Source organism: Butyricimonas sp. Marseille-P3923 (assembly GCF_900184685.1).
Taxonomy (GTDB): domain Bacteria; phylum Bacteroidota; class Bacteroidia; order Bacteroidales; family Marinifilaceae; genus Butyricimonas; species Butyricimonas muris.
This window is the reverse complement of record NZ_FXXL01000006.1, coordinates 917,201-928,999: the sequence shown is the minus strand read 5'-3', so window position 1 is coordinate 928,999 and position 11,799 is coordinate 917,201. Positions and strand designations below refer to the sequence as shown.

General features: G+C 44.0%; 8 protein-coding genes. All 8 read left to right on the top strand.

Annotated elements, in window-relative coordinates; genetic code table 11:
- Positions 1-71: 71 nt before the first annotated feature.
- A complete protein-coding gene (locus tag CS948_RS09630; RefSeq protein WP_099291469.1) occupies positions 72-656 on the top strand; it encodes an RNA polymerase sigma-70 factor in 585 nt (194 codons plus the stop codon).
- Between the two features lie 63 nt (positions 657-719).
- Positions 720-1,799 (top strand): FecR family protein, encoded by a 1,080-nt coding sequence (locus tag CS948_RS09625; RefSeq protein WP_099291468.1) that lies wholly within the window; start codon positions 720-722, stop codon positions 1,797-1,799.
- Positions 1,800-1,953: 154 nt separating this feature from the next.
- On the top strand, positions 1,954-5,310 hold the full coding sequence (locus CS948_RS09620; RefSeq protein WP_099291467.1) for a SusC/RagA family TonB-linked outer membrane protein: 3,357 nt from the start codon (positions 1,954-1,956) through the stop codon (positions 5,308-5,310).
- A gap of 11 nt (positions 5,311-5,321) precedes the next feature.
- Positions 5,322-6,782 carry a RagB/SusD family nutrient uptake outer membrane protein gene (locus CS948_RS09615; protein ID WP_099291466.1) on the top strand — a complete coding sequence of 487 codons (1,461 nt, stop codon included), beginning with the start codon at positions 5,322-5,324 and terminating at the stop codon, positions 6,780-6,782.
- A 10-nt stretch (positions 6,783-6,792) separates the two neighbouring features.
- On the top strand, positions 6,793-7,539 hold the full coding sequence (locus CS948_RS09610; protein WP_099291465.1) for a DUF4843 domain-containing protein: 747 nt from the start codon (positions 6,793-6,795) through the stop codon (positions 7,537-7,539).
- A 20-nt stretch (positions 7,540-7,559) separates the two neighbouring features.
- A complete protein-coding gene (locus tag CS948_RS09605) occupies positions 7,560-9,194 on the top strand; it encodes a PKD-like family lipoprotein (RefSeq protein WP_099291464.1) in 1,635 nt (544 codons plus the stop codon).
- 3 nt (positions 9,195-9,197) lie between these two features.
- The gene (locus CS948_RS09600; protein ID WP_099291463.1) at positions 9,198-10,325 is read left to right on the top strand and encodes a TlpA disulfide reductase family protein; all 1,128 of its coding nucleotides are present in this window, start codon (positions 9,198-9,200) and stop codon (positions 10,323-10,325) included.
- Positions 10,326-10,344: 19 nt separating this feature from the next.
- Positions 10,345-11,694 carry a TlpA disulfide reductase family protein gene (locus CS948_RS09595; RefSeq protein ID WP_099291462.1) on the top strand — a complete coding sequence of 450 codons (1,350 nt, stop codon included), beginning with the start codon at positions 10,345-10,347 and terminating at the stop codon, positions 11,692-11,694.
- The last annotated feature ends 105 nt before the right edge of the window (positions 11,695-11,799 follow it).

Sequence of the window (11,799 nt, the reverse complement as noted above, 5' to 3'; positions counted from 1 at the left end):
AAGAACACAAAAAACAATATCAATAAACGAACGTTTAATAATATAGAATTACACATGGTAGTACATTGATAATGATAGAAAAAGGTAGTCATACGACTGAAAATGCTAAAAATGAAAAGGCTCAGATAGACCAATCACTATTGGACGCATTAATCAAAGGAGAGGAAGCGGCTTTCGAGAAAATATATAAAAGCTATTTCGCTCTCCTTCGAAACTATTCTGCCTCTATCGTGGGTGATTCCGATGCGGCTTACGAAATTATTCAAAATATCTTTGTCGCCTTATGGGAAAACCGTAAAAATCTTGACCGGGAGAAATCTCTCCGCAATTACCTTCTTCGCAGCGCGCACAACAATTCCTTGCGTTATCTCAAAACCCAATCTCTCCACCTACAACATCAAGAAAACCTCAAAAAAGAAAAAAGCGAAGAGGAACAAGAAAACGTGATCCGACACGAAGAATATCCCGATCCCGAACAACAATTATCCGCTTTACTGAATGAATTACCGGAAAGAAGCCGACAAGTGGTGATCATGAGTCATATCGAGAACAAGAAAAGTGCCGACATTGCCCGAGAATTAGGCATTTCCGTCCGAACGGTAGAAACCATTCTCTACCAAGCAATGAAAAAACTTCGGGGAAAAATAAAAAAATAGTATTTCCGAATACGTAGTTTCGGGAAGTCAGGTATTATATATATACTTTAGTGAATAGTGCGAATGAAAACAGATGCAGACAAATATTTGAATCGCCCCATCGGGGAAAATGAAGATGAGTTGCTGGATGAAATCTGGAACTCTCTCCCGGAAGAGGAGTGCGAGGAACATATATTGAACGAGAATTACCAAGACGTGAAAAGCAGAATCCGCCGGAGAAGAAATACCCGCCGGATGTATTGGATTTCCGGCAGTGTTGCCGCGGCTTGCGTGTTCGTGTTCCTGTTTCTGGTGTTCCGTCCCACTGCCTTGCAAGATGTTCCGGTATACGCCCAACTCGATAACATGGGAGTATCCGTTTGCAACGAACAAGTGCAGTTGATTGTCGGGGATTCTGCCATTTCAAACTTGGGAAGCGACGCAAAGATAAATGTAGACAAACATTCGAATGTCGCACTGCAATCTGCCGACGGGAAAAAGATCATGCTGCAAGAGGCTAAAGTATTGAAAATATATGTCCCCTCGGGCAAGCATTTCAATCTTGAATTAACAGACGGGACACGTATCGTGCTAAACGCCGACACGTGGTTCGAGTACCCGTCGACGTTTGACTCCCAATCTGAACGCAGGGTGAAAATCAACGGAGAGGGATTCTTTGAAGTGAAAAGCGATACGACGAAACCTTTCTACGTGGAGATTCCCAACGGGGAATCGATTCGGGTACTCGGTACCTGTTTCAACGTATCGGCTTATGAAGACAACACGGAAAACGTGACCACGTTACTTTCCGGTAAAATAGCTTATCACGTTCCGGCGAACAATCAAACGGTGACTTTATCACCGAACGAGCAAATTCGCGTGGACAAAGGAACGAACAAGGTAAAAAAACACGAGGTAGATGCCGCGGAATACGCCATGTGGAAAGAGGGCGTAATTTATTTCAACAACGAGAAACTAAGTGTGTTAGCTAAAAAATTGTCCAGAATGTACGGTATCGATATTCAGGTATCGGAGGAACACCACGATTCCCGTTTTTCGGGGATGATCCGACACGAGCGGGGAATCGACTATATCACGAGGTTAGTAACAACGACAAGTAATATCAAATGTATTATTGAGAACGGGATTATATATTTGAAGTAGGTAAGAAAGGAGATAACGATTAATAAATCATAGTTAGAGGAACTCCCTCAATATCAAGAATAAAACTTTATTGAAAAATAAAGTTCAAGATTTTGTATGCTTAAAAAAAATGAAAACTCGAGTATAAATAAATATCAATTAACACTAAATCAACATGAAAAAAGACAAATCATTTAGTCTGAGCCGGATGATACCCCGGGATAAACTCCGGGGAAAGATCCTCCTGCCGGTATTCCTGCTTATAGTGCTTTGCAGTTTTACGCGGGTAAGTTACGCTCAAGAGGCACAACTAAATTTAAAACTGGAAAATTCCACGTTACTGGATGCCTTGAAGAAAATCGGGACAGCCACGGGAATGGAATTCTTTTATAATGCCGGACAAATCAGTACTTCCAATAAACGAATCACGAGAGAATTCAAGAATACCCCGTTAAAGACGGCGTTGGAATATGTTTTGGACGAAACTCCTTTTACGTTCAAAATTGAAGATAAGACGATTATCATCACGCAACGTCCGGCGGAATCTCAAAAGCCCCGAACGAGAATCATCGAATTGAAAGGGGTTGTCGTAGACGGCGACACGCAGGAATCATTACCGGGAGTAACCGTCATGGTCGAAGGGACAACCAAAGGGACTGCCACTAACACGGACGGACAATTCACGTTTCCTCTCGATTCGGCAGAGTATAATATTATTTTCTCGTACATCGGTTACGAGCGCCAAATAAAGAAATTTACCGGAAGCAATATGGCGGATTTTCAGAAAATCGTGCTCGTGCCTGCCGTTGAAAAAATCGAAGACGTGGTGGTGACCGGAATCTACCGGAGAAAGAAAGAGAGTTTCACCGGATCGGCAAGCACGTATAAGGTGGAAGATTTGAAAGCCGCAGGAACGCAAAATGTACTCCAAAGTATCAGAACTCTCGACCCCTCTTTCAAGATTAATGTCAATAATCAATTCGGATCAGACCCGAACCGGTTGCCGGACGTGGAGATACGGGGCAAGAGTAGTGTCATGGGATTGAAAGAAGAGTACGGTACCGACCCGAACCAACCGTTGTTTATATTGGACGGTTTCGAAACGGATTTGCAGACTGTCATGGATTTGAACATGAACCGGGTTGCATCCGTAACACTATTGAAGGATGCCGCTTCCACGGCAATTTACGGTTCGAGAGCCGCCAACGGCGTACTGGTTATCGAAACGAAAGTTCCGGAAAAAGGAGTGCTTTCCCTCTCGTACAAGGGTGATTTCAGCGTCACCATGGCTGACTTGTCGGACTACAACCTAATGAACGCACGGGAGAAATTGGAATTTGAAACCAGAGCGGGCAGGTACACCAGTACCAGTGGCGACCCGATGGACCAAATCGCAATGGACAATCTCAGGAACCAACGTTTACAAGACATCGAACGCGGTGTTAACACCTACTGGCTCAGCGAACCGATTCGCACGGGTTTCGTTCAGAAACACAACCTTTATGCCGAAGGAGGCGAGGAACGCATCCGGTACGGGCTGGGGTTAAGTTACGGCAACACGCAAGGAGTGATGAAAGGTTCCGACCGTCAAACGATAAGCGGAAATATCGACTTGGTTTACCGTACCGGGAAATTCCAGTTCAGTAATAAATTTATACTGGATTACATGAAAACGAATAACCCGGCTGTTCCTTTCTCGGAATACGCAAAAGCCAATCCTTATTTCAGAAAATACAACAGCGAAGGCGGTATCGACAAATATTTATACTACACGGAAGACCCCGAAGAATATTCCGTACCCAATCCCTTGTGGAACGCTCACTTGAATAATTACGACGTGCAGGATCAATTCGGGTTCACGAATAATTTTATCCTCGAATGGTTTGCCACGAATGACCTGCGTGCAAGAGCCAAGTTCGGAATTACCAAAAACAATTCGACAGCCGAGGTACGTCTTTCCCCGCAACACAGTGATTTTGATGAGATGAGCGAGACGGAGAAAGGACTCTACACGAATGCTCAAACGAAAAATTTGAATTACGAAGGAGATATTTCGGTTACCTACGGACGCCTGTTCGCCGGGAAACACATGGTAAATGCTGTTGCCGGATTCAATTTCAGCACCAAGGAAAACACTCGAAACGGTTATAAGGCTATCGGCTTCACGGAAGATGAATTTGACGCCCCGTCTTTCACGAACAGCTACCCAGCAGGCTCTAAGCCGACTTACACGGAAAGCAAAACACGTGCCGCCAGTTTTTATATCAACGGGGGATACGCTTATGACAACCGTTATCTGTTTGATTTCAACTACCGCAGTGACGGTACTTCCGTGTTCGGGACAAACAACCGTTTCAGAAACACGTGGTCTGTCGGTTTAGGCTGGAACATCCACGCCGAGAAATTCATGGAGAATTGCGATTTCTTCCAGTTATTAAAACTCAGAGGTTCGGTCGGGAACCCGGGGAACCAGAATTTCGCTTCTTACCAAGCATTCTCGACCTACGCTTTCACGCACTGGATGAGCAATATTTTCGGAACCGGAGTTATTCTCGAAGGCTTGGGCAATCCCGATCTGGCATGGCAGGAAACTATCAATTACAGTTTGGGAACCGATATCACGATGCTGAACGAGCGAGTGAACCTCACCTTGGATTTGTACCGGAAAAAGACCGATCCGCTGGTAGCAGCCATCACGACACCGAGCTCTATCGGGGTGAAGAGTGTTATGATGAACATGGGACAACTGAAAACAGACGGTATTGAAGTAACGTTAAAAGTTTCTCCCATTTACCGCCCGCAAGAGCGTTTTGTATGGAATATCAGCCTCAACGGAACGCACGCCAAATCAAAATATTCGAAGATAGGGAACAAGTTACAGTCGATGAATGAACAGAATCAAGCGAACCTGAACACGACCAGATACTATGACGGCGGCAGCCCTACCGATATTTGGGCGGTAAGATCGGCAGGTATCGATCCAGCGACAGGTCAGGATTTATTTATCAAGAAAGACGGGACTTACACCTTCGCGTATGACAAGAATGACGAAGTGGTGGTCGGGAATACCGAACCGAAACTGGAAGGAGTGCTCGGCACAACCCTTTACTATAAAGGTTTCTCGTTCGGATGTTACCTGCGTTACCGGTTAGGAGGTCAGGTTTTCAATAGCGCTCTCTACGAAAAAGTGGAAAATATTGACCGGGAAGGGATCAATTATAATCAGGATAAACGGGCTTTGTACGACCGTTGGAGTACCCCGGGACAAGAGGCTAAATTCAAAAGAATCTCTCTTTTTCAAACGACCGAAACTTCTTCCCGATTCGTGATGGACGAGAACACGCTGAGCGGAGAGTCTTTCAACGTCGGTTACGAGTTCACCCAACCTTTCATCAAGCATGTCGGGTTGTCCACATTAACCGTGCAAGCTAACATGAACGATATTTTCAGAGTTTCGTCAGTAAAGAGCGAGCGAGGCATTGACTACCCGTTCGCACGCACGATGTCGTTCTCTATATCTGCAACCTTTTAAACGGAAGAATTATGAAAAGAAAAATACAATTAATCACGCTTATATGTTGCTCCCTTGTTTTCGGGGCTTGTGACAGTTGGTTGGACGTGAAGCCTTACGACCAGATAGCGGAAGAAGACCTGTTAAACTCGGAAGCCGGTTTCCAGAAATTACTGAACGGCGTGTACATCGAGTTGAACGACGAGAACCTTTACGGAAGTACCCTCATGGTGGAGATGCTCGAACTCATGGGCGGAGCCTACAAGATCGGCGACGACCAAGGGAAATGGGGGGATTATATTGATTTGAACAGTTACAAATACAGCACGGAATACTGGCGGGGACGTTTGGATAAAGTTTGGGAGAAGGCTTACGCACTGATCATGAACTGTAACAAGATTCTCGATAATATAGAAGGACGGGAATCACTCTTCACGGGGATCAATTACGATATTATCCGGGGGGAAGCCTTGGCGTTGCGTGCCATGTTGCACTTCGATATGTTGCGCCTGTTCGGACCGGTTTACATGAATAACCCGGAAAACGTGTGTATCCCCTACTATCTGCACCAATCACCGAACGTGAATGATTTGTTACCCGCAAACAAGGTAATGGAATATATCATCGGCGATTTGCAGGAAGCGGAGAAAGCGTTGGCAAATGACCCGATCATCACGAAAGGTACTTTGATGGAGTCTGCCGGGAATGAATCCAATTTCCTGCGTTACCGGGCATTGCGTATGAATTACTACGCGGTACAAGGGCTCATGGCACGGGCTTATCTCTATGCCGGGGATAAAACCAATGCTTCCACCTACGCCAAGAAAGTGATCACGGCGGCAGAAGCGGGGACATTCCCGTTCACGGAAAGGACGGAGGCAAAGAGTGACCGAATTTTCTCGTCAGAGGTATTGTTTGCCTTAACGAACACGAATCGGGTTCTGTTATTCAAGAATTACTACGACCCGTCCCGTAACCCGTCGTTTATATTTACCATGGATGAAAAATTATTGAATTTCCTGTACTCGGCGTCGGGTTCCTCTACCACGAGCGACACTCGTTTTGAGGCCAACTGGGAACAGGCTACTCTTCCCGGATTGACAAACGGTGCCCGGTATTTCTATAAATACAATGATATGAGTACCACCGGATTAATACAGAACACGATGATTCCAATGTTAAGGTTGGGAGAGATGTATCTGATCGCCGCAGAAAGCGAATCGGAAACTTTGGATGACGGACTTCCATATATCAACACGTTGAGAAATAAAAGAGGTATCACGAATTTGGGTTCACTAACCGTAACGAACCTGACCTACGAATACATGCGCGAGTTGTATGGTGAAGGACAATTATTCTATTTCTATAAACGGACGTTTACAACAATCTTAAACAAAACGAACAGCAGTGGAAGTAAACCTGCAGGCCAAGCGGCATCTACTCAAGTTTTCGTGGTGCCTTTACCCGACACTGAAATCAATAACAGACAATAATACGCGAATCATGAAAACAAGAAATATATTTATATGGATTATGCTCATTCTAGGATTAACCGCTTGTTCAGAAGAAGAAGTTAATACCTATAGTGCAGAGGAAGGTATCTATTTCAACCAACGTATAAGAGTGGGGAATATACTGACGGACAGCACGAATTTCACGTTCGTGTATATCGAGGAATCACAGAACGAAGCAACCGTATCTATTCCGGTTCAATTAGTCGGGAGGGCTATTGATGAACCTCGCCCGGTAAACATCAAAGTTGTCGGGGGAAGTGCAAAGGAAGGGGACGATTTCGTGTTACCCGTCAACCCGGTATTACCCGCGGGAGCCAGTTCGTTCAATTATGAAATTACGTTGAAGCGTTCGACCGTCCTGCAGGAAGAAGCAAAAACGATCGAGATCGCCATTGAAGAAAACGAATATTTCAGACCGATTATCACGCACGAGATCACGGATATCCAAAGCGGTACGGATGTTACAGCCATACGTCACAAAATAGAGTTTTCGGAATTGTTCACAGCAGCACCTGCTGCCTGGTACACTTATATATACCCATTTACCCCTCAATGTTTCTTTCTGACTTGTCGGGTAATGAACATCCCGCGCTCAGACTTTAATGATACGTCAAAAATCTCATCCTTCCGATTCCAATATTTTATGTCTGAAATGAGAAAATATGTAGCGGAACAATTGTTATTGGAAAATCCCGACCCTGAAATCTTTGACGAGAATGGAGATACAATCTTTTAACTACAATAAAAAGACTAACTATGAAACAGATATTATATAGAATAAAATCACTTTTTTTACTTGTTGCAATAGCAGGTGGAATCAGTGCTTGCGCAGACGATAAAGGTAATTATAATTACCATGATATCCCGGAAGTGAAAATTGAAGGTATCGGTAATTCCATTACGGCTTTGGCATACCAGAATTTGTCTATCCCCGTGCAGTTAGACGGCTTGCAAGCCGATGAAAACCGGTATGAATACGAGTGGCGGGCTATCCGTCAATTCGAGGCAGAAGATGAAAATGACGCTGTAAGCGAAGTGTTGGCAACCACAAAAGAATTTAATGATATTATATCTTTACGCCCCGGTCCTTATAAATTGATTTACACAGTAAAGGATAAACAATTGGACGTATTTTACCAACAGCAGGCAAATCTCTCCGTTGTCACGACAACGTCCGAGGGATGGGTTCTCCTATGTTCTGAGAATGGCAATGTCCGTTTGGATATGATTTCTACCGTGTTAGGAGAAGAGGTACATTCAAAGGATATGCTTGCCGATTCGGATATGCCTTTCAAGAAAGGACCGTTGGCACTTATTGCCCTTAACACTGAAGAACAACAAGTAGACCCCATATCTCCATTTTATTTACTTACCGAAGAAGGAACTACCCGGTTGCATAAAGATGCTTTCGAATGGAAAGAGGAGTATCTTATGAAATACGAAATGGGAGATATGAGCGATGCCAAACCTACTCATATCACATCAGCAATATATTTTCGCATGATGGTAACACCGGATGGAATATACAGTAGCAATTTCGGTTATGGAACCGAAGCATTATGGGAATCAAAATTGAATTATCTCCGTAATGACGATAATACGAAAGAATATATACAAGTTGCACCGTACGTGGGATGTAATATCACGAACTCTATGCAATTCGCCCCGGTATTCATGTTTTATGATTTAGACCACAAACGATTTGTTTACCATCCGGGAGGTATGTACGGGGACTTTACCCAAGATCGAACTGCCGGTTGCGTGAATATGAGCGATGATGAAGCCGGAGAAGATGTTTCCTTTTCATTCCCGATAGGCTATAACTACGTCTACATGGAAAATACCGGACGTAAATATACAGAATCTTCCATGGCGCCCGGTTCGTATAACAACATTACTTTTACGATTTTGGAAAATAATGGCGTCTATCATCTTTATGGAATTACGTTAGGAGACTATTTAGCAGAAATGCTAACAGGAGTGCCTACACCACCCTACACAAAAACCCACTATGCGAACCTCTCCAATTGTACTGATATCACACGAGCAGAACATTTTGCATTCAGTCCCTTGAACAATCAGATGTTTTATGCCGTGGACGGAAAGGTTTACCGGGTGAATCTGGACACGAGTACCCCTTCTGCCCAATTCCAGTTTGAGGTGCCGGGAGAAATTACTTGTCTGAAATTCTATCTATACAGGAACGCAGAAAATGCCAGACGTTCTTACGATTTGATCGTGGGTAGCGACAAGGGCGGTACTGACGGAGGTGAACTCAGAGTGTACGAAGCCATTGATAACCTTGCACAAATAACCGATTACAAAGAGTATCATTCCGGTTTCGGCAGAATCGTGGATATTATCTATAAAGAACCTATAACTCAAGAATAAAAAATGAAATACATTTTATTTATCGCGTTCATTCTATCCGTCGTCAGTTGTGCAAAACACGACGGATATACCCTCACGGGACACGTCCCCGAAGCATGGGAAGGGAAACCCGTTTTTCTGGCACTGGATGATACAAATCAACCTCATTTTATCGACAGCACGAAAATATCGGGAGGCAAATTCAAATTCCAAGGTAAATTCGAAGTTCCGCGTTATTGCACGATTAACATTTACCTTGATCCCAATGACCGACAGACTCGTAGTAAAATTATAAACTTCTCGTTATTTATCGACAGCACAGCGGTTGAAGCCACTTGCGACTATTCCGGCAAACACCCCGTGTTCCAAATCTCCGGAAGCGGCACACAAACTGAATACCAGAACTACCTGAGCGAGATACAGCCCATGGAAGATGACCGGAGTAAAACGTTTTACGCTTACGGGGAAGCCTACTACAGCACGAAAGATTTAGCCAAAGCGCTCGAACTCGCCAAACTTGTCACGGAAAAAAGACTCGCAATCAGAGAGGCTAAAATGAAATACCTGAAAGCGCACCCCGAATCCGCCATCAGCGTTAAGATAGCGCAAGAACTCTCCGACAGAAATTCAGACCTTTCCCTGAAAGAAATTGAAGGATTGTTCACCAGCCTATCGCCCGAAATGCAAAATTCGGAAATGGGGCAGGCTCTTCGGACAACAATTCAAGGCAGACAGGTATTTATAGGAGGTCCCTTTATAGACCGGGAACTCACGGCACCGGACGGAAGCAAAAAGAAAATATCGGATTTCGTGAAACCCGGATGTACTACATTGATCGAATTCTGGGCATCATGGTGCAGTCCCTGCCGTGCGGAAATTCCCCACATGCGTAACACGTACAGTAAATACCATCCCAAAGGGTTAAATATCGTGAGTATCTCCATTGACAGTGAGTCGAAGAATTGGCATCAAGCCATGGAAGAGGAAAAAATGCCTTGGGGACAACTTATTGATAATACCAAAGCAGCCTTTCGAGCTTATAACCTGACCGGAGTTCCTTCCTCTATCCTTGTAGACGACAAGGGAAAGATTATTAACGTAAACGCAAGAGGCGGATGGCTGGATGCTGCCATGCAGGAAATCTATGATTAATTATTAATATATACTTGAAATGAGAATCTTTATATTTATTATTTTACTCTCGCTCGCTTGCTCTTGTTCACAGAAGAACAACGACGATATTGTCGTGGACTTCAAAGTGCAAAACATGACCTATTCTAAGATTGCCATTGTTGTCAGCCCGGAAATAATCAAGGAAATGGATTTGGACAAACACGGGAAAGCTACCTGTACATTGCAGGGCGATGTGATATACGCACGGCTGTTTTATGGCGAGGAAGCCAAGAATGTTTTTTTCCGGAAAGGCGATCGTGTAACGATTTCTTTTGATGCCAACAATTTTAAGGACGGTATGAAATTCGAGGGGAAGAACGCTCCGGCGATAGAATACCTTAATTCTATCACTTATACCCCGATAAATCCCCCCGATTACGAGCGTTCACTGGACGGAATTATCAACCTTGCCAACGAGAAGATAGACGAGGCTACCAGCTTACTGAAAGCCCGAAAACTGGAAGCGACAAATCCCGAATTTGCAAAACTGGAAGAGGGACGAATTAAATATTCATATCTAGTCAGTTTGGTCATGTATCCCATAGGGCATGTCATGTTCGACACGACTTATCGCCCGAACGAGGAGTATTATTCAACGTTGGAACAATATGTACAAGAGGACGAGAGTTTGATTGACCTCGACATTTACAGGGAATTTATTATAGAGTCCGCTCTTATACTTGGAAGCAAGGATAAAGAAATCTCCGGCATTTACAATAAAAATGTTGCCCGAATGAAATATATCGCTCAACATTTCAAAAATGACAAGCTAAAACAATCTCTTCTTAACGAGATTGCAGTCAGACAGATAAAGAAAAACGGTATTAACAATATCACCGAAATGGAAAATATTTACAATACCTACGTGACGGACCCGACTTTGCGGGCTGCCTATAAAACGGAGTACGACAAATGGAATATTGCCGTTGCCGGAAAACTTTCCCCAGACTTCGAAGCAAAGGACATTAACGGCAAAACTTACTCCTTGAAGGATTTCAAAGGGAAGTATTTATATATCGATATGTGGGCAACATGGTGCGGTCCCTGCAAAAGAGAAATGCCCTACTTGAAAGAACTGGAAAAGAAAATGGAAGGGAAAAACATCACCTTCCTCGGTCTTTCCACTGACGAAGACAAAGCGGCATGGGAAAAAATGGTCAAATCGGGAGAACTCTCCGGCGTTCAACTTTTGCTTGGGCGAGGGAGTCAATTCCAACGGGATTATAATATCAACGGTATCCCTCATTTCATTCTTATTGATCCGGATGGCAAGATTATTAACCCCAAAGCTGTCCGTCCTTCTTCCCCGGACGCCGAAAAGATTTTAAACGCCCTTCCTAATATTTAACCCTAACGCCTCCCTACACAGGCGGGAAAACTGTTTGGTTCGTTATTATTCACGAAAAGAAGTGATTACCGAAGCGGTTTCTCACCCCCTGTGAAGGGGGTGTTG

Coding starts and splice junctions, on each gene's coding strand:
- CS948_RS09630 (WP_099291469.1), top strand. CDS start 72: ATGATAGAAAAAGGTAGTCATACGACTGAAAATGCTAAAAATGAAAAG.
- CS948_RS09625 (WP_099291468.1), top strand. CDS start 720: ATGAAAACAGATGCAGACAAATATTTGAATCGCCCCATCGGGGAAAAT.
- CS948_RS09620 (WP_099291467.1), top strand. CDS start 1,954: ATGAAAAAAGACAAATCATTTAGTCTGAGCCGGATGATACCCCGGGAT.
- CS948_RS09615 (WP_099291466.1), top strand. CDS start 5,322: ATGAAAAGAAAAATACAATTAATCACGCTTATATGTTGCTCCCTTGTT.
- CS948_RS09610 (WP_099291465.1), top strand. CDS start 6,793: ATGAAAACAAGAAATATATTTATATGGATTATGCTCATTCTAGGATTA.
- CS948_RS09605 (WP_099291464.1), top strand. CDS start 7,560: ATGAAACAGATATTATATAGAATAAAATCACTTTTTTTACTTGTTGCA.
- CS948_RS09600 (WP_099291463.1), top strand. CDS start 9,198: ATGAAATACATTTTATTTATCGCGTTCATTCTATCCGTCGTCAGTTGT.
- CS948_RS09595 (WP_099291462.1), top strand. CDS start 10,345: ATGAGAATCTTTATATTTATTATTTTACTCTCGCTCGCTTGCTCTTGT.